Annotated in this window: 18 protein-coding genes; 15 read left to right on the top strand and 3 right to left on the bottom strand. The window is 60.2% G+C overall.

The window, feature by feature from the left end; genetic code table 11:
- Positions 1 to 90 precede the first annotated feature (90 nt).
- Positions 91 to 408, top strand: a complete 318-nt coding sequence (locus FBZ97_RS23160; protein ID WP_069612953.1) for a hypothetical protein — start codon at positions 91 to 93, stop codon at positions 406 to 408.
- A gap of 175 nt (positions 409 to 583) precedes the next feature.
- Positions 584 to 766, top strand: a complete 183-nt coding sequence (locus FBZ97_RS23165) for a Flp family type IVb pilin (RefSeq protein WP_069612954.1) — start codon at positions 584 to 586, stop codon at positions 764 to 766.
- 9 nt (positions 767 to 775) lie between these two features.
- On the opposite strand, the gene FBZ97_RS23170 is transcribed toward FBZ97_RS23165, so the two are convergent.
- Positions 776 to 1,660, bottom strand: a complete 885-nt coding sequence (locus FBZ97_RS23170; RefSeq protein WP_113354197.1) for a methyltransferase domain-containing protein — start codon at positions 1,658 to 1,660, stop codon at positions 776 to 778.
- 119 nt (positions 1,661 to 1,779) lie between these two features.
- Here FBZ97_RS23170 and FBZ97_RS23175 point away from each other — a divergent pair, with 119 nt between their 5' ends.
- Genes FBZ97_RS23175 through FBZ97_RS23195 form a run of 5 tightly spaced genes read left to right on the top strand, consistent with a single transcriptional unit; the run spans position 1,780 to position 4,737 of the window.
- The gene (locus FBZ97_RS23175; protein ID WP_113354196.1) at positions 1,780 to 2,556 is read left to right on the top strand and encodes a ComF family protein; all 777 of its coding nucleotides are present in this window, start codon (positions 1,780 to 1,782) and stop codon (positions 2,554 to 2,556) included.
- A gap of 30 nt (positions 2,557 to 2,586) precedes the next feature.
- Entirely contained in the window at positions 2,587 to 2,844 is a 258-nt protein-coding gene (gene grxC, locus FBZ97_RS23180; protein ID WP_069612956.1) for a glutaredoxin 3, read from the top strand.
- Between the two features lie 23 nt (positions 2,845 to 2,867).
- Positions 2,868 to 3,725, top strand: a complete 858-nt coding sequence (locus FBZ97_RS23185; protein ID WP_113354195.1) for a carbon-nitrogen hydrolase family protein — start codon at positions 2,868 to 2,870, stop codon at positions 3,723 to 3,725.
- Entirely contained in the window at positions 3,722 to 4,150 is a 429-nt protein-coding gene (locus FBZ97_RS23190) for a DUF1178 family protein (protein ID WP_113332339.1), read from the top strand. Before FBZ97_RS23185 ends, FBZ97_RS23190 begins: the two co-directional genes overlap by 4 nt.
- A complete protein-coding gene (locus FBZ97_RS23195) occupies positions 4,150 to 4,737 on the top strand; it encodes a DUF3291 domain-containing protein (protein WP_113354194.1) in 588 nt (195 codons plus the stop codon). The genes FBZ97_RS23190 and FBZ97_RS23195 overlap by 1 nt, the downstream gene beginning before the upstream one ends.
- A gap of 21 nt (positions 4,738 to 4,758) precedes the next feature.
- Here the strand turns inward: FBZ97_RS23195 and ubiG are convergent, their stop codons facing one another.
- A complete protein-coding gene (gene ubiG / locus FBZ97_RS23200; RefSeq protein ID WP_113354193.1) occupies positions 4,759 to 5,511 on the bottom strand; it encodes a bifunctional 2-polyprenyl-6-hydroxyphenol methylase/3-demethylubiquinol 3-O-methyltransferase UbiG in 753 nt (250 codons plus the stop codon).
- A gap of 263 nt (positions 5,512 to 5,774) precedes the next feature.
- Between ubiG and FBZ97_RS23205 the strand changes: the two genes are divergently transcribed.
- The 7 genes from FBZ97_RS23205 (at position 5,775) to clpB (ending at position 16,288) form a co-directional block, all read left to right on the top strand.
- Complete coding sequence (locus FBZ97_RS23205; protein ID WP_113421559.1) at positions 5,775 to 6,401, top strand: hypothetical protein; 627 nt, start codon at positions 5,775 to 5,777, stop codon at positions 6,399 to 6,401.
- Between the two features lie 171 nt (positions 6,402 to 6,572).
- Positions 6,573 to 7,847 carry an aspartate kinase gene (locus FBZ97_RS23210; protein WP_069612962.1) on the top strand — a complete coding sequence of 425 codons (1,275 nt, stop codon included), beginning with the start codon at positions 6,573 to 6,575 and terminating at the stop codon, positions 7,845 to 7,847.
- A gap of 100 nt (positions 7,848 to 7,947) precedes the next feature.
- Positions 7,948 to 10,215 carry a phosphoenolpyruvate--protein phosphotransferase gene (ptsP, locus tag FBZ97_RS23215; protein WP_113354191.1) on the top strand — a complete coding sequence of 756 codons (2,268 nt, stop codon included), beginning with the start codon at positions 7,948 to 7,950 and terminating at the stop codon, positions 10,213 to 10,215.
- 93 nt (positions 10,216 to 10,308) lie between these two features.
- Positions 10,309 to 11,388: a peptide chain release factor 1 gene (gene prfA, locus FBZ97_RS23220; RefSeq protein ID WP_069612964.1), complete on the top strand. Its 1,080-nt coding sequence runs from the start codon at positions 10,309 to 10,311 to the stop codon at positions 11,386 to 11,388.
- On the top strand, positions 11,385 to 12,260 hold the full coding sequence (gene prmC / locus FBZ97_RS23225; protein WP_145322080.1) for a peptide chain release factor N(5)-glutamine methyltransferase: 876 nt from the start codon (positions 11,385 to 11,387) through the stop codon (positions 12,258 to 12,260). Before prfA ends, prmC begins: the two co-directional genes overlap by 4 nt.
- Positions 12,261 to 12,606: 346 nt before the next feature.
- Positions 12,607 to 13,302 (top strand): DUF4167 domain-containing protein, encoded by a 696-nt coding sequence (locus FBZ97_RS23230; protein WP_095435959.1) that lies wholly within the window; start codon positions 12,607 to 12,609, stop codon positions 13,300 to 13,302.
- Positions 13,303 to 13,687: 385 nt separating this feature from the next.
- Positions 13,688 to 16,288, top strand: a complete 2,601-nt coding sequence (clpB, locus tag FBZ97_RS23235) for an ATP-dependent chaperone ClpB (RefSeq protein ID WP_112723644.1) — start codon at positions 13,688 to 13,690, stop codon at positions 16,286 to 16,288.
- Between the two features lie 106 nt (positions 16,289 to 16,394).
- On the opposite strand, the gene FBZ97_RS23240 is transcribed toward clpB, so the two are convergent.
- The gene (locus FBZ97_RS23240) at positions 16,395 to 18,335 is read right to left on the bottom strand and encodes a M23 family metallopeptidase (RefSeq protein ID WP_113354189.1); all 1,941 of its coding nucleotides are present in this window, start codon (positions 18,333 to 18,335) and stop codon (positions 16,395 to 16,397) included.
- On the opposite strand from FBZ97_RS23240, the gene FBZ97_RS23245 reads away from it, so the two are divergent.
- A complete protein-coding gene (locus FBZ97_RS23245) occupies positions 18,322 to 18,642 on the top strand; it encodes a hypothetical protein (protein ID WP_145322082.1) in 321 nt (106 codons plus the stop codon). The two genes, FBZ97_RS23240 and FBZ97_RS23245, sit on opposite strands and share 14 nt — an antisense overlap.
- The last annotated feature ends 113 nt before the right edge of the window (positions 18,643 to 18,755 follow it).

Genomic DNA, 18,755 nt, shown 5'->3' on the forward strand with positions numbered 1-18,755 from the left:
ATGTGGATATTAAGGGATCGTTTATGACCTTCTGGCATTGAATTCTCTCAATCAAGCGGTTGTTGGGTGCGTTAGAGAAGGCTTGACATAATGGACGACGATTTCTGGAAAGCTGTTCAGGAAAAAGAGCAGTCCTATTCCACGTCGCGCAGGACGGGCGCGTTGAATATCGCTTTGCTGTTCGGTACGGCGGCGGTCGCGCTTTCGCTTATTCTGACCCCGATGCTATCAGACAAATCCAAGTCACGCGTGCTTGCAAGCGCGCCGGATATTGACAATATTACCACGGGTTCGATCCCGCAGACGGAAAACGGCAAGCGGTATACGATTCGCCGTAGTGTTCTGCAGCAGGAGCCGGGTTCGGTTTGTATCGTCCAGGGTTATGGTGCCGACAGCGGCTGCCAATAGAGCAATTCCAGGAAAAGTGCGTAGCGGTTTCCCATCGGAATTGCGTAGAAACAAAAAGATAGAGCGTTTTTGCGACTTAAAGAAGCACAAACGCTCTGGCGCGTGAGCATAGCCTGCCGGATGCCATGACGAGCATCGGATTCATCAGTTGTCCAATGCTGGGAGCTTCGAGCTTATGCGTTCCGTTCGGCGTATTTTCACCGATAAGACCGGTGCCACGGTCATTGAATATGGCCTCATCGCAGCCTTGATGTCGGCTGCGATCATCAGCGGTGTCGGCGCCTTCGGAGGCAGCCTCTCAAGCACATTCAACCTCCTGTCCAATACGATACAGAATTCGGCGGCGTCCCAGAACTGACGCGACCGCCTATTGCTTGAGCTTGTGTTCCTCGACCTTGAGCGCATCGGCCAACCGCGCCTTGGCCGAACCAGGCCGCAGCGGCTTCTGCTGGCTTTCGTGCGGCGTCCAGCCTGAGACGTAGATGATGGAGAATGTCGCCCTGATCCGCCCGTCCGGATCGGAATAGCGTTCGGCGTAAAGCTCGGCCGCACGCAGGAAGAAGGCACGCGTCAGCGGTTTGCGGCTGCGGTCGACCAGCGGATTGGTCATGCCCATGGCCCGCAGATCGCGCATCAGGGCAAAGAGATTGTCGTAGCGCACCGTATAGGTTTCGGCGTCGATGACGGGCAGGGTAAAGCCGGCACGCTGCAGGAGGCCACCGACATCGCGGACATCGGCAAAGGGGATGACGCGCGGGCTTGCACCCCCCGTCAGTTCGATTTCGGTCGCGAGCAGCACGTCGCGCAATTCCTGCAGGGTTCCAGAGCCGGGGATCGCCGCCAGGAAAAGACCATCCGCCTTCAGCGCGCGGCGGATCTGGATGAAGACGCCGGGCGTGTCGTTTGTGACATGCAGGCTAAGCGGCGAAAGCACGAGATTGACCGATTCCGGCTCCAGCGGCAGTTCTTCCGGCGGCGCTTCGATAAGGGTCTCGCCGGGAGCGGCAAAACCCATTTCGCTTTCGATCCTTTTCAAATGGCTGATCTTGCCGGTTGCCAGAGCCAGGTGCGCAGCTACGCCGGTCGTGCCATGCAGCTCGACGGCTTCGTCGAAATGGCGTTCGGTGACGCCAAGCCGCTCCGCCAGTTCGCCGGCGGCAATGTCGAGCAGGAATGCCGCTTTCGGGTCGCCTTGTCTCAAGGCCCGGCGCTTGCGGGCTGCAAGCAGCGATTGGTCGAACACGATTTCCATGGTGGTTTCCTGCACTATCATCAATTCGGCGGCGCGTGCCGGGCACGCGCGTTTTCTCTTGCGCAATTCCGGACGGAAAACCGCTATACACTTTTCCCGGAATTGCTAGTGTCAAACATATGGGGATGATGGGACGCGAAATCACCTTGTCTATGCTGGGCGCCGGGCTGAAAAGACCCTGGATGGCTCTTGCCGATCTGGTCTATCCGCCGGCCTGCCCGGGTTGTGGCGTTTCCGTGGGCGCGCATCGCGGTCTTTGTGCGGCATGCTGGTCGGGCGTTCGCTTCATCGAGCGGCCCTATTGCGAGGTGCTCGGCAGTCCGTTTTCCCATGATCTTGGTGCCGGCATCCTCAGCGCAGAGGCGATTGCCGATCCGCCCGTCTTCGACCGCCTGCGCTCCGCCGCCGTTCACGACGGCATCGTCCGGGATCTCGTTCTGAGCCTGAAGTATCGCGATCGCACCGATCTCGCGCCGATGATGGCCGGCTGGATGCTGCGTGCCAGCGACGGCACGATTGCGGATTGCGATGCGATCATTCCGGTGCCACTGCACCGGGCGCGGCTGTTTGCGCGCAAATACAATCAGGCTGCCGAGCTTGCTCGCCACATTGCCCGTCTTTCAGGCAAACCGTTGCTCGCTGCAACGCTCCTGCGCGTCAAACGCACGAGCCAGCAGGTGGGTCTCGGGGCGAAGGCGCGACAGGACAATGTGCGCGGCGCTTTCGCCGTCTCCGAGCATCGGGCGGCCGATATATTCGGGCGGCGCATCGTTCTGGTCGATGATGTCTATACCACGGGCGCCACGGTTGCCGCGGCCACGCGCGCACTGAAGAAAGCAGGTGCGGCCGATGTCACGGTTTTGACCTTTGCAAGGGTCGTCCGCCATCTTATATGACAATCGATATAGGCTTTTCCGGAGTGGATCATGGCATCCGTCGTCATCTATACGCGTGAATTCTGCGGCTATTGCGCCCGTGCGAAATCTCTGCTCGAATCCAAAGGCGTCGATTATGTCGAGCACAACGCCACCTATTCGCCCGAACTGCGGCAGGAGATGATCGCGAAGTCGAACGGCGCCGCGACCTTCCCGCAGATCTTCATCAATGGTGAGCATGTCGGCGGCTGCGACGACATCCATGCGCTGGACCGGGCCGGCAAGCTCGATCCGATGCTGGCTGCCTGACTGTCTTTACGAGGGAGAAACCGATGAGCTTCAAGGCTGCCGCCATCCAGATGTGTTCCGGTGTCGATCCGGTGAAGAACGCGGCTGATATGGCGCGCCTGGTGCGCGACGCCGCTTCGCAGGGTGCTGTCTATGTGCAAACGCCGGAGATGACCGGCGCGGTGCAGAAGGATCGTCCGGGCCTGCGCGCTGTGCTGCGTGACGAGCCGAACGATATCATCGTCAAGACGGCGTCCGGACTGGCAGAAGAGCTCGGCATATACCTGCATATCGGTTCGACCGCCATTGCGCTCGATGACGGCAAGATCGCCAATCGTGGCTTCCTCTTCGGTCCCGACGGCAAGCTCATCAATCGCTACGACAAGATCCATATGTTCGACGTCGATCTTGACAATGGCGAGAGCTGGCGCGAAAGCGCCGTCTATCGGCCGGGGTCGGAGGCGCGCATCGCATCGCTGCCGTTCGCCGAACTCGGCTTTTCCATCTGCTACGATGTGCGCTTTCCGCAGCTCTTCCGCGCCCAGGCCGTTGCTGGCGCCGAGGTGATGACGGTACCTGCCGCCTTCACAAAGCAGACCGGTGAAGCGCATTGGGAAATTCTGCTGCGCGCCCGCGCCATCGAAAACGGCATGTTCGTCATTGCCGCCGCGCAGGCCGGCAAGCATGAGGACGGCCGTGAGACTTTCGGCCATTCGATGATCATCGATCCCTGGGGCAAGGTGCTGGCATCCGCCGGTGGCACGGGCGAGGCCGTGGTCATCGCCGAGATCGATATCGCTGCCGTCAAATCAGCCCATGACAAGATACCGAACCTGAAGAATGCGCGCGAATTTTCGCTGGAGAAGATCGCGACGCCGGCGGCTGGAGGCGTCGCTGCTTGATCCGTTATTCGCTTACCTGTGACAATGCCCATGAGTTCGAGGGCTGGTTTTCCGAAAGTGCCGATTTCGACCGCCAGGTCGCAAGCGGTTTTCTCACCTGTCCGGTCTGCAATTCGGCTGCGATCTCCAAGCAGCTGATGGCGCCGTCGGTTTCGACCGCGCGCAAGAAGGACGAGATGCAGACGCTTGCCATGGATGCCGCCCGCAAGGAGGCGATGGCCAAGCTCAAGGAAGCCGTTGACGCCATCAAGGCCAATGCCGAGGATGTCGGGGCGAAATTCCCTGAGGAGGCCCGCAAGATTCATTACGGCGAAGCGGATGCGCGTGGGATCATCGGCAAGGCGACGCCTGATGAGGCGCAGGCCCTCGTCGAGGAGGGTATCGAGATCGCAGCCATTCCCGTGTTGCCAGACGATATCAACTGATGCCGGCGACCGGCAGCAAACATCTCGCCATGTATAATTTCGGGCTGCATGTCGCGGCCTACGAGAGTCCTGAGGTTGAGGGATTTCGGCTGCGCGAGGCGGCGAATTTCGAGGCTGCTGCCCGGGCTGATGGCTTTATCGGTCGATCCGGTTATTCCGGCGAGCCGGGCGTTCCCTGTTGGGGTCAACAGGTCTTTCCGCGTTTCATCAAGGGCAGCGGCTTTCAGACGGCGCCATCGTCACTGTCGCTCTGGGCCGATATCGAATCGCTGATGGCATTCACCTACAGCGGCGTGCATGCCGACGCCCTGAAAGGCGCGCGACACTGGAACCTCAGGCAGAGCTGGCCGCCGCTTGTCCTTTGGTGGGTGGATCACGGGACCATTCCGGAATGGAGGGATGGCGTCGAGCGCCTGGAACATTTGCACGATCATGGTGCCGGCCCGGCTGCCTTCTCGTTCAAGCAGCCCTATGGGCCTGCTGGCCGGCCTCAGGAGATCAATCGCCTTCGCATTAAAGAGATCGTTGCTCGCAACGCCGTGGGCCAGAGCGAGTTGCTGGCACACGTGCTGACATTGAAGGTCTGAGGCGGATTCGCGGATGCACGATCAGCCCAAGTTCGCTCGCTTCGCGAGAAGCATGTAGTTGACGTCCATATCCTTCGAGAGGTTCCAGCGGTCCTGCAGCGGCGAATAGAAGACGCCCGTGCGGGCGATGATGTCGAGACCACTTGCGGCAAGCGGCTTTTCGATTTCCTCCGGGCGGACCAGCTTTTCATACTGGTGCGTGCCGCGGGGCAGCCAGCGAAGCACGTTTTCGGCGGCGAAGATGGCGAGGGCTGCTGCCTTCATGGTGCGGTTGATGGTCGCAACGAACATCAGGCCGCCGGGACGCACCATTTTTGCGCAGGTCGACAGGAAGAATTCGACGTCGGCGACATGCTCGACCACTTCCATGTTCAGCACGATATCGAAGGTTTCGCCGGCTTCGGCCAGCTGCTCGGCGGTGACGGCTCGGTAGTCGACGGGAACGCCGGAGGCTTTCGCGTGCGTCGAGGCGATGCCGACGTTCTTTTCCGAGGGATCGGCGCCGATGACGGTGGCGCCCATGCGCGCTACCGGCTCCGACAGCAGGCCGCCGCCACAGCCGATGTCGAGCACGCGAAGGCCCTCAAGCGGTCGGCTGCTCTTCGGATCGCGGTCGAAATTCTCGCAGGCGCGGTCGCGGATATAGGCCAGACGGACCGGATTGAACTTGTGAAGCGGTTTGAACTTGCCGGTCGGGCTCCACCACTCAGCCGCCATGGCGGAAAAACGGTCCACTTCGCTCTGGTCGATCGTGCTCTTTGCCGTTTCGCTCATGGCTCACTCCATCATTTGCGTCGTTCTGCGGTTCGCACGACTGCAAGCAATAATTCTACCTGAAGGGTGAAGTCGGACGATCGATGCGCGATGTCAAGGGCCTGCGGCCTTCGATCAGCTGTGGGGTATCTCGATTGCGCGATGCGAATTGCGGTGCGGAGGTTGACATGGCGGTATCTTATGGCCGATCAATCGCCGGGTTGTGAAATGGACTTTCGGAACCGGGATCGATTGCGATCGACTGGCCTGTAGAGGAGCTCCTCATGAGACCACTCCGTCTCGCGACGGTCGTCGCCATGTGCTGGTTTGCGGCCAGCCATGCATGGGCCGGGGACGGCAAGGGGTTTCGCCTGACGATCGACGGAGTCAGCGTCGGCATCAATCCCGGCGATACGCTTGAAGTCACCATGAAGGATGGCCGCAAGGTCCCGGTGGAGCTGCAGCGCAGCGAGACGGTGACCTTCACCGGCGGCAAATTCTCCTTCGATCATGATGGCAAGTTCACGGTTGCAAAGACGGATCTCGGCGACGGCGTGCAGCAATATGCGCTGATGACGCCGATCGGCACGGGCATCATCGTGCAGGTCTATAAGGGGCTCAACCCTTCCAGCTATACCGATGTCGTACTCCAGCAGATGGTGCAGGAGAGCATCAATGGCGGCGCGAAGATCAGCAAGCGAGCGACCCAGCGCACATTGCCGAGCGGTACCGTGCTGAAGGGCGTGAAGGCCGAGACGACCACGGACGACGACGTCATGGAATATGAGATCGTCGCGACCGGCCGGCCGGAAGGCGGCGTGCTTGTCGCCACCTTCCTCAACAAAGAAAATATCCCCAAGGAAGGGAGCATTCTCGACAAGCTCTGGTCGACCTTAAAAGTGGATTTTTAGAGTAAACTTTTCGTCGCCTCCGGCGTCCGATGCTATTGCGCCTGCCCGACAAACTCGCTAAGAGACGGCCCCATTGAGATCACGCTTTTCCGGCTACCGAACCGGAAGGGCGATTTTGCATGTCGGGCTTTCCGCATTCGGCCGCCCGGCGCAGGGTACTGGTAGAGGCACATGGCACGCATCGTGATGAAATTCGGCGGGACCTCCGTCGCGGATCTGGACCGTATCAAGAACGTCGCACGCCATGTGAAACGCGAGGTCGATGCCGGTCACGAAGTGGCAGTCGTCGTTTCCGCCATGTCCGGCAAGACCAACGAACTGGTCGGCTGGGTCCAGAACATGCCGAAGGTCTCCGGCGCCAATCACTCGATCTATGATGCGCGCGAATATGACGCCGTCGTGGCTTCGGGCGAGCAGGTCACCTCCGGCCTGCTGGCGATTGCGCTGCAGGCCATGGGCATCAACGCCCGTTCGTGGCAGGGTTGGCAGATTCCAATCCGTACCGATAATGCGCATGGTGCGGCCCGCATTCTCGACATCGACGGCGAAGACATGATCCGCCGCATGAAGGAAGGGCAGGTCGCCGTCGTCGCCGGGTTCCAGGGTCTCGGTCCCGACAATCGCGTCGCGACGCTTGGCCGCGGCGGTTCCGACACGTCGGCCGTTGCGATCGCCGCCGCCGTGAAAGCGGATCGCTGCGATATCTACACGGATGTCGATGGCGTCTACACGACCGACCCGCGCATCGAGCCGAAGGCGCGCCGCCTCAAGAAGATCGCCTTCGAGGAAATGCTCGAAATGGCGTCTCTCGGTGCAAAGGTGCTGCAGGTGCGCTCGGTCGAGCTCGCCATGGTGTTCAAGGTCCGCACTTTCGTGCGCTCTTCTTTCGAGGATCCCGATGCTCCGGGCATGGGCGATCTGCTTAACCCGCCCGGAACGCTGATTTGTGACGAGGAAGAAATCGTGGAACAGGAAGTAGTCACCGGCATTGCCTATGCCAAGGATGAGGCTCAGATCTCGCTGCGTCGTCTTGCCGACCGGCCGGGTGTTTCCGCCGCGATCTTCGGGCCGCTGGCCGAAAACCACATCAATGTCGACATGATCGTCCAGAACATTTCCGAAGACGGCTCCAAGACCGATATGACCTTCACGGTTCCCTCGGGCGACGTCGAGAAGGCGCTGCGCGTTCTTGGCGAAAACAAGGAAAAGATCGGCTACGACGTCGTCCAGAGCGAATCAGGTCTGGTCAAGGTTTCGGTCATCGGCATCGGCATGCGCTCGCATGCAGGCGTAGCTGCGACCGCTTTCAGGGCACTTGCCGAAAAAGGCATCAACATCAAGGCCATTACGACGTCAGAAATCAAGATTTCCATCCTGATCGACGGTCCTTATGCAGAACTCGCAGTCAGGACTTTGCATTCCTGCTACGGTCTGGATAAGAGTTGAGTCACGACTGCTGACGACGGACCGTGACGGAGGCGAGTTTCGGCCGGCCCTGACGTGGGCAAGACGGGCATGACATCTTGATTCGGGAGCTAGTGGCGCAATGAGAGACCTATCCGGCGGTCCACGCGTTCTGCTCAAGCGGCTACGCGAATTGATGGCGGAGCCGCTGGAGCCGCAGGAGCGCCTTGACCGGATCGTCCGCCAGATTGCCAGCAATATGGTTGCCGAGGTTTGCTCGGTCTATGTGCTGCGCGCCGACGGCGTCCTTGAACTTTATGCCACCGAGGGTCTGAATAAAGAGGCCGTCCACCTTTCGCAATTGAAGATGGGGCAAGGCCTGGTCGGCACGATTGCTGCATCCGCCCAGCCGCTCAATCTTTCCGATGCACAATCGCATCCGGCCTTCCGCTACCTGCCGGAAACCGGTGAAGAGATCTATCACTCCTTCCTCGGCGTGCCGATCCTGCGCACTGGCCGTTCGCTCGGCGTTCTCGTCGTCCAGAACAAGGCGAGCCGCAATTATCGCGAGGAAGAGTTGGAGGCGCTCGAAACGACGGCCATGGTGCTGGCCGAGATGATCGCGACTGGCGAGCTGAAGAAGATCACCAAGCCTGGCCTGGAACTCGATCTCACTCGCTCCGTTACGATCGATGGCGACAGCTACAATGAAGGCATCGGCCTCGGTTATGTCGTGCTGCACGAGCCGCGCATCGTCGTCACCAATCTCTTGAACGAGGATGCCGACAAGGAAATCGGCCGCCTCGCCGAGGCACTCGGTTCGCTGCGCATTTCGATCGACGACATGCTGTCGCGCCGTGACGTGTCCATGGAAGGCGAGCATCGCGAGGTGCTTGAGACCTACCGCATGTTCGCGCACGACCAGGGCTGGGTGCGCAAGCTCGAGGAAGCCGTCCGCAACGGCCTGACCGCTGAAGCCGCCGTCGAAAAGGTGCAGAGCGACACAAAGGCGCGCATGATGCGCCTGACCGATCCCTATCTGCGCGAACGCATGCACGATTTCGAGGATCTGGCAAACCGGCTTTTGCGGCAGCTCATCGGACATTCAGGCCGTACCAGCGCCGAAGGCTTCCCGAACGATGCGGTCATTTTCGCGCGTGCGATGGGCGCGGCTGAACTGCTCGATTATCCCCGCGCCAATATTCGCGGCCTGGTGCTGGAAGAGGGCGCTGTCACAAGCCACGTCGTCATCGTGGCACGCGCCATGGGCATTCCGGTCGTCGGACAGGCGGTAGGTGTCGTTGCGCTGGCCGAAAACGGCGATCCGGTCATCATCGACGGCGACGGTGGTCATGTACACCTGCGGCCGATGGCTGATCATCAGCGCTCCTATGAAGAGAAGGTCCGGTTCCGTGCCCGTAGGCAGGAGCAGTTCCGGGCTCTGCGTTCCGTCGAGCCGATCACAAAGGACGGGCAGCGCATTTCGCTGCTGATGAATGCCGGTCTGCTGGTAGACCTGCCGCAACTTGCGGAATCCGGAGCCGAGGGCATCGGTCTGTTCCGCACCGAACTGCAGTTCATGATCGCCTCGACCATGCCGAAGGCGGATGAACAGGAAGCCTTCTATCGCAACGTCATGAAGCAGGCGGGTGGCCGTATCGTCACCTTCCGCACGCTCGATATCGGCGGCGACAAGGTCGTTCCCTATTTCCGAGCGCATGAGGAAGAAAACCCCGCGCTCGGCTGGCGCGCCATCCGCCTCTCGCTCGATCGTCCAGGCCTGTTGCGCACGCAGCTCAGGGCTATGCTCAGGGCGGCAGCCGACAGCGAATTGAAGATGATGGTGCCGATGGTCACGGAAGTCTCCGAGATCCGAGCCGTGCGTGAACTCCTGCAAAAGGAAGTGCAGCACCTCTCGCGCTTCGGGCACGGCCTGCCGCGCAAGCTGCAGTTCGGCGCAATGCTCGAGGTGCCCGCGCTGCTGTGGCAGCTGGACGAACTGATGGCGGAGGTCGATTTCGTCTCGGTCGGCTCCAACGACCTGTTCCAGTTCTCGATGGCGGTCGATCGCGGCAATGCCCGCGTTTCGGATCGCTTCGATCCGCTCGAGCGGCCGTTTCTGCGTATCCTGCGCGATATTGTGCGGGCTGGCGAACGCAACAAGACGCCGGTAACGCTTTGCGGCGAACTGGCGGGCAAGACGATTTCGGCCATGGCCCTGCTCGGCATCGGTTTCCGCTCGGTTTCGATGTCACCGGCCTCGATCGGGCCGGTCAAAGCAATGCTGCTCGGGCTTGACCTCAAGGCCTTGTCCGAAGTCATGGAAGCCGCACTCGATGACAAGCAGCCGACGAATTCCATGCGGGATATCCTTGTGCACTTTGCCGAGAGCCACAATATTCCGCTTTAGCGCGCGATCCTGAAAAGCACGAAGCGGTTTGCAGGCGGGATCATGCGCATCACAACATCAAAGCAGAGATAATAAGAAGAATTGGAGTAGAGGGTGGCGAAGCTCCCTGTTGAAAAAATGCGCGAATTGGAACGCCGTTTCGGCGAGATCGAGGCGCGCATGTCCGCCGGCCCGGCCGCAGATGTCTATGTGAAGCTTGCTTCCGAATATTCCGAGCTGCAGCCGGTCGTGACCAAAATCCGCGATTACGAGCGCGCCCTTGCCGAGGCTGCCGATCTCGAAACCATGCTCTCCGACAAGTCCGTCGATCGCGATATGCGCGATCTTGCCGAAATGGAGCTGCCCGAGGTTAAGGAGCGGATCGAGACGCTGGAAAAGGCGATCCAGATCGAGCTTCTGCCGAAGGATGCCGCTGACGAGAAGAGCGCGATCCTGGAAATCCGCGCCGGCACTGGCGGCTCGGAAGCGGCCCTTTTCGCTGGCGATCTGTTCCGCATGTATGAGCGTTTTGCCGCCAGCAATGGCTGGAAGGTGGAAGTGCTTTCGGCGAGCGAGGGCGAAGCGGGCGGTTTCAAGGAAATCATCGCCACCATCAGCGGCAAGGGCGTGTTTTCGCGGCTGAAGTTCGAATCCGGCGTTCACCGCGTGCAGCGAGTGCCGGAAACGGAGGCGAGCGGGCGTATTCATACTTCTGCGGCGACGGTCGCCGTGCTGCCGGAAGCCGAAGAAATCGATATCGAGATCCGGCCTGAGGATATCCGTATCGACACCATGCGCTCTTCCGGCGCCGGTGGCCAGCACGTCAACACGACCGACTCGGCCGTGCGCATCACCCATCTTCCCTCGGGTATCGTTGTCACGAGCTCGGAAAAGTCGCAGCATCAGAACCGCGCCAAAGCTATGCAGGTCCTGCGGTCTCGCCTGTTCGACATGGAGCGCCAGCGGGCCGACAGCGAGCGTTCCGCCGACCGCAAGAGCCAGGTCGGCTCCGGCGATCGGTCCGAGCGCATCCGCACCTATAATTTCCCGCAGGGGCGCGTCACCGATCACCGCATCAACCTGACGCTCTACAAGCTCGACCGGATGATGGTGGGCGAGATTGACGAGGTGGTCGATGCGCTGCTGGCGGATTATCAGGCGAGCCAGCTCGCCCAGCTCGGCGAACAGGCATGAGTGGCGGGCAGGGGCCGACCGCATCCGAGCTCCTGCAGGAGGCGCGCGCCCGATTTGCCGGGTCCGATCTCGACGATCCCGCCACGGAAGCACGCATTCTTGTCGGCGGCCTTCTGCATCTTTCTGCGACCGGCCTCGTGACGCACGGTTCCGAGCCCGTATCTGAGGATGATGTGGTGATGATACGCGCGGCGATCGCTCGCCGGCTTAATCATGAGCCGGTCTATCGCATTCTCGGCGAACGGGAGTTCTATGGTCTCTCGCTGCGGCTTTCGGCTGCGACGCTCGAACCGCGGCCCGATACGGAAATTCTCGTCGATACGATGCTGCCACATCTCAGGAGGCTTGAATCCCAGATCGGCAATATCCATATACTGGACATCGGGACGGGGACCGGGGCCATTTGTTTGGCCCTGCTTCATGAATGCCCTAAAGCAATGGGCGTTGGTTCCGATATTTCCAGCGAAGCGCTGGAAACCGCTCGCGGGAACGCGGAGCGAAATGGCCTGGCGGCGCGTTTCAGAACTGTGCAAGGGAGCTGGTTTGAAGCCATCCACGAACGTTTTCACGTGATTGTCTCAAATCCGCCCTATATTGCGTCTAGTGTCATTTCCACTCTCGCTCCAGAAGTAAAGGATTTCGATCCTCCCACGGCCCTTGATGGGGGCCTTGATGGGCTGGATGCATACAGGGCGATCGCAAAGGATGCGGCTCGATTTCTATATCAGAACGGTATGATTGGTGTGGAGATCGGCTACGATCAGCGTGAAACGGTGACTTCGGTTTTTGAAGGAGCAGGATTTTCCCTTGTCGAGGCGGTTCGGGACTACGGCCAGAACGACCGGGTTCTTGTGTTTGAATTTCAACATTAACGTGACATTTTGCAGCGGATTTGTGGAACCCCGTTGTTATCGCAAAGAAAAAGCTTGGATTTCCTGAGGAAGCAATATAGGTTGCGCTCACGCGTTGGGCGGCTGGGAATGAACGAGACGATTCGCTCATCTTGGACAGCCTCGGGGATCCGCTCTCTGATAAGAGTGTCAAAGGTTGAAGATAACCCAATGCGTGATCAGTTAATCTGACGTAGTCGAGCGGCAGACGAGCGCTAAAGCGCAGTTTGCTTGCGGCACGCAGGCCCCGGTTCGGAAGTATTCGACCCGCGGCGGCAGGTGCCGTGTATGATTTTATCCCAACGAAGAGAATTCAGGTGAAGGATCTATGAGGCCAGGACAGCAAAACAAGCGCGGTCGGGGGCGTGGTAATAACAACAACGGCGGCGGCGGAAATAACAACAACAATTTCAACCGCAAGGGCTCGAACCCGCTGACCAGGACTTACGACAGCTCCGGTCCCGATGTGAAAATCCGCGGAACCGCACAGCACATCGCCGAGAAGTACGCGGCCTTGGCTCGCGATGCTCAAAGCTCCGGCGACCGCGTCATGGCGGAAAACTACCTGCAGCATGCCGAGCACTACAATCGGATCATTGCCAGCGCCCAGGCGCAGATGCAGGAGCGCTACCAGCGCGACGATCATCACAATTACAATGACCGCGATAATGCCGAGCGCGATATCGACGATATCGATGCGCAGGAGATTGACGATCAGCCGCAGATGGCTCAGCCCCACGGTCGCCAGCAGCAGGCTGCTCCAGCGGTTGCTGCCGCTCCGGCCAGCGAGCCCGAGGTCATCAATGGCACCGGTCCGCAGCCGGTGATCGAAGGGATTCCGGCCGAAGTGGCGATCGAAGAGGAAACTCCGGCCGTGGCCGCCACCGAGCGCCAGCCGCGCCGCCGCAGTGCCGGCGGTAACCGCCCGCGCCGCCAGCCGCGCCGCAGCGCTGCCGGTGGCGACGGTGAGGGCGAAGCCGCTTCGGGCGAAGCTCCGGCCTTGGCGGACGCAACCTCGGAATAAGGCCCATACGCTTTCGGGCGCAGTCGGCAGAAATTGAAACGGCAACGGCAGTGCGAGATGCGCTGCCGTTGCCGTTTTGCTATGGGCGAATGGAAAGGGCTGAATGGTCATCAGGTAGCGAGAGAGAAAGATTCGCTACCATCGACCGTCGAAGCTGGGTTTAGCTGAGGGAACCGGCCAATAAGTCGGCGCGATTTGCCAACCAAACCCCGCGCTTTTTTCGCGTTTTGCACCCTTTAAACTCTTCAAATAGCCTCCCATATCTCCTCCAGTTGTCTTGCTGCAAATCTCAATGGCGGTAAGGCGGGGCTCGCCTCTAGAGGGGGCTCAATCTCAATCATCGGTCTGTGCCGGGTCCGGGCAGAGCGATTCATGGAGGTCTCATATGAATATTGAAAAATACTCCGAGCGGGTACGCGGTTTTCTGCAATCCGCCCAAACCAATGCGCTTGCACAGGGTAATCAGCAGTTCACGCCCGAGCACGTTCTCAAGGTGCTTCTGGACGACGACCAGGGCATGGCCGCCTCGTTGATTGAACGTGCCGGTGGCGACGCCAAGGCTGCCCGCATTGCCAATGATGCCGCACTTGCAAAGCTGCCGAAGGTTTCCGGCGGTGACGGCCAGGTCTATCTCTCACAGCCGCTCGCCAAGGTTTTCACGACCGCAGAAGATGCGGCCAAGAAGGCGGGCGATAGTTTCGTCACTGTCGAGCGTCTTTTGCAGGCGCTGGCGATCGAGCCCACGGCGTCGACCTCGGCAACCCTGAAAAATGCAGGCGTCACGCCCGTCGCCCTCAATCAGGTCATCAATGATATCCGCAAGGGCCGCACGGCTGACTCCGCCAATGCGGAGCAGGGCTTCGATTCGCTGAAGAAATATGCTCGCGATCTCACCGCCGAGGCCCGCGAAGGCAAGCTCGACCCGGTGATCGGCCGTGACGACGAAATTCGTCGCACCATCCAGGTCCTGTCTCGCCGCACCAAGAACAATCCTGTGCTCATTGGTGAGCCCGGCGTCGGCAAGACGGCGATCGTCGAAGGCTTGGCGCTGCGTATCGTCAATGGCGACGTACCGGAATCGCTGAAGGACAAGAAGCTGATGGCGCTCGACATGGGCGCGCTGATTGCCGGTGCGAAATTCCGCGGCGAGTTCGAAGAGCGGCTGAAGGCCGTGCTCAACGAAGTGCAGTCGGAAAACGGCGAGATCATCCTCTTCATCGATGAAATGCACACCCTTGTCGGTGCCGGCAAGGCCGATGGCGCGATGGATGCATCCAACCTGCTGAAACCGGCCCTTGCGCGCGGCGAACTTCACTGCGTCGGCGCGACCACGCTCGATGAATACCGCAAGCATGTCGAGAAGGATCCGGCCCTTGCCCGCCGCTTCCAGCCTGTCATGGTTGAGGAACCGACGGTCGAAGACACGATCTCGATCCTGCGTGGCTTGAAGGAAAAATATGAGCAGCATCACAAGGTGCGCATCGCCGATGCCGCTCTGGTGGCTGCTGCAACCCTGTCGAACCGCTACATCACCGATCGCTTCCTGCCGGACAAGGCCATCGACCTGATGGACGAGGCAGCGGCGCGTCTGCGTATGCAGGTGGATTCCAAGCCGGAAGAGCTCGATGAACTCGATCGCCGCATCATCCAGCTGAAGATCGAGCGTGAGGCGCTGAAGAAGGAAACCGACCAGTCTTCCGCCGACCGGCTGAAGCGGCTGGAGGGCGATCTTGCTTCGCTGGAAGAGGAAGCCGATGCGCTGACCGCGCGCTGGCAGGCGGAAAAGCAGAAGCTCGGTCTTGCCGCCGATCTCAAGAAGCAGCTCGACGATGCCCGCAACGAACTCGCCATTGCCCAGCGCAAGGGTGAATTCCAGCGTGCAGGCGAGCTTGCCTATGGCGTGATCCCCAATCTTGAGAAGGAATTGCACGCCGCGGAAGAGCAGGATAGTGCCCGCGATTCCATGGTGCAGGAGGTCGTTACCGCCGACAATATCGCCCAGGTCGTTTCCCGCTGGACCGGGATTCCCGTGGACAAGATGCTGGAAGGCGAGCGCGACAAGCTGCTGCGGATGGAAGACGAGCTGGCAAAATGGGTCGTCGGCCAGGGTGACGCCGTTCAGGCTGTGTCGCGTGCCGTTCGCCGCTCGCGTGCCGGCCTGCAGGATCCGAACCGGCCGATCGGCTCGTTCATCTTCCTCGGTCCGACGGGTGTCGGCAAGACGGAGTTGACGAAGGCGCTTGCCCGCTTCCTTTTCGACGACGAGACGGCAATGGTGCGTATCGACATGTCCGAGTACATGGAGAAGCATTCCGTGGCGCGGTTGATCGGTGCCCCTCCCGGCTATGTCGGCTATGAGGAAGGCGGCGCATTGACCGAAGCCGTCCGCCGCCGGCCCTATCAGGTCGTGCTGTTCGACGAGATCGAAAAGGCGCACCCCGATGTCTTCAACATCCTGCTCCAGGTTCTGGATGACGGACGTTTGACGGACGGACAGGGCCGCACGGTCGATTTCCGCAACACAATGATCATCATGACCTCCAATCTGGGTGCCGAATATCTCACCCAGCTGAAGGACGGCGATGACAGCGATCTGGTGCGCGAGCAGGTGATGGAAGTCGTCCGGTCGCATTTCCGGCCGGAATTCCTGAACCGTATCGACGAGATCATCCTGTTCCATCGCCTGAAGCGCGATGAGATGGGCGCGATCGTGGACATTCAGCTCGAACGTCTGCTGAAGCTGTTGTCGGAACGCAAGATCACGCTCGAACTCGACGACGATGCCCGCCATTGGCTGGCCAACAAGGGCTACGATCCGGTCTACGGTGCGCGGCCGCTGAAGCGGGTGATTCAGAAATATGTCCAGGATCCGCTAGCCGAACAGATCCTGTCCGGGCAGATTCCGGATGGCTCGCTCGTCAAGGTAACCAGTGGTTCGGACCGGCTGTTGTTCCGCCCGCGTCAGGCGGTAAACGAAGCGGCATAAGCTGGCCGACCGAGTCAACGCAGATGGCGGTCTTCGGGCCGCCATTTTGCTATCGGCCGTAGCGTAGTGTTGATAGCTCAGCATGAAATAGGCCGAGCGGCCGAGGCTACTTGCTGGCGATTTGCTTCGTCTTCTCGTCGGTGAGCAGCGTATCGATGCGCTTGCGTTCTTCCTGGAACTTGGCGAGTGCGTCGCCTTCCAGCGATTTGCCGCCGGGAAGGCGGATGCGTAGCGGATCGACTTTCGTGCCGTTGACGATCAGCTCGTAGTGCAGGTGGGGGCCGGTCGCCAGGCCCGTCGAGCCGATAAAGCCGATCACCTGTCCCTGCACCACCTTTGCGCCCGGCACGACGCCTTTGGCGATCGCGCTCTGGTGATTGTAGGAGGAGACGTAGCCATTGGCATGGCGGATCAGTGTCTGATTGCCGAAACCACCTGAATCCCAACCGGCTTTTTCGACGATGCCGTTGCCGGCAGCGATGATCGGCGTGCCGCGCGGGGCTGACCAGTCAACACCGGTATGCATGCGCGCAAAGCCGAGGATCGGGTGGCGGCGCATGCCGAAGCCGGATTTGAAGACGCCGGTGGGAACAGGATTGCGCAGCAGGAACTGCCGGATGCTCTTGCCATTCTCGTCGAAGTAATCGATCGAGTGATCTGTCGGATCCTCGAAGCGATAGAAGCGGGTGACGTTGTCGCCGAATCTGGCGTTGACGTAGAGCAGTTCGGAATCGGCCGTCGCCTGTCCCTTGTCGTCGGTGACCGAGAAGAAAGCTTCCAGCGAATCCGTCGGTTTCAGCTGCGCCTGGAAATCGACATTGCTCGCAAGCAGCTTGACGATCTGCGCCACCATCTCCTTGGTCATGCCGTAGGAAAGGGCGGCGCGATAGATGCCGTCGTAGACGCTCGGCAGGTCGCGGCCGGCCGCAACAGCTGGCAAGTCGTTGTCGAAGGCCGTGGCGATGGCATCGAGCATCGGCGGTGCACTGCCGGCGACGAATTCGCCGCGGTCGTTCTGCGCGATGGTGAGCAGATGTTTCGTGCCGCGATAGATGCTGGCGCGGATGATTTTTGCCTGCTCACCCTTCTGAAGGATGCCGATGCGCAACACGTCGCCGGCGGAGACATCGGACGAACCGAAGAGTGGCTGGATCTTGGCTGCGACATCGTCCGCGTCAGCCTTCAGATAACCGGATCCGGTCAGCGCCGCGGCAATCGACATGTTTTCGCGGACGGGAATGATGTCGTCGGCAAATTCTTCCGTCTGTGCGGTCACGGCTTCCGGAGCGGAGACCGACATGTTCTCTTCAACGATGCGAGCTGCCAGCCCCGCCGTCAGATCGACGTCGGGATCGTCATTGGCGAAACGGCGCGGGTCGACATAATAGAGCGCTGAAAGCTGGGTATTGCCGTCCGCCAGCACCGAACCGTTGGAACGGACATTCTCTTCGACCTCATCGAGTGACATTGAGCCGGCGAGCTGGAAGGGAATATCCTTGGCGGGAAAGGCGATCGTCTTCAGGCTAACTTCGGATTCGACGTCCGATCCGTAGATGGCGCCGGTCTTGTTGGCGGGCTGCGGTATGTTTTCGTCGGCGGAAAAGATCGCCAGCGGATCGAAGGGGGGGTAGCTTTCGCTGGCGATGCGATTGGTGGCGAGCGCGATCTTCACATGAGCGAAGGGCTGGCGGCGCACCACCTCCTTGTCGCCATCGCGCACAACGGTCGAAACTTCGAGAATATTGTGGTCGGACGGCTTCGAGGCGATCGCGGTGGAAATCAGCCGGCCGCCGCGGGTGACCTGGTCGTCGGTGGCATTATGATTGTCCGATGTGGCATAGGCTTCCGCGGGGATCGCCAGCTGCTGGCGGCCGTCAAGTGCGGCAAACAAGGCCACGCCCATCAGGATACTCGACGTCAGGCCTGTCAGGAAGGTGCCGGAAAGCCAACGGAGAGACACTTCGCGCCGATCCGGCGCCCGCCGGCCATCGGCCAGGATAGGCGGCTCGTTGCCGAGCGATCGGAGCATCATATTGTCCGTCATCATGCCGATCGTGATCCGCTTCCTTCATGCGAGCCGCAGGCTGGGGGCGAAGATGTGCATATTTATGACAGGGGTGTCAAATCAACCGGGCGTTTTTTGCGGCGATCCATATGCTGTTTCCCATAAAATGGCAGGGTCGCTGATGAAGATGGGGACGCAGAAAAGCGGTTTTGCGGCTTGTTCCGTCATCGTGCAGGCGGCCCGACGCTTCATCCAGGATATCTGTGGGTGTTTTTGCAGCTTATTTTCGATGATCATAGGGGATGTTCACAAAACTCACAAAAGAATCAATCAGTTACTTGTTTTTTGATTTTTTTCAAAATAGGCCTGTTGACTATATCGGGTTGGGGGGTCTATAAGCCCGATCACTGACGAGGGCGGCGGCGCTGCTGGCGACGAAGTCTCTCGCTCTGGTGTTTCCTG

This window comes from Rhizobium sp. ERR 942, from assembly GCF_007828395.1.
Lineage (GTDB): Bacteria > Pseudomonadota > Alphaproteobacteria > Rhizobiales > Rhizobiaceae > Rhizobium > Rhizobium dioscoreae.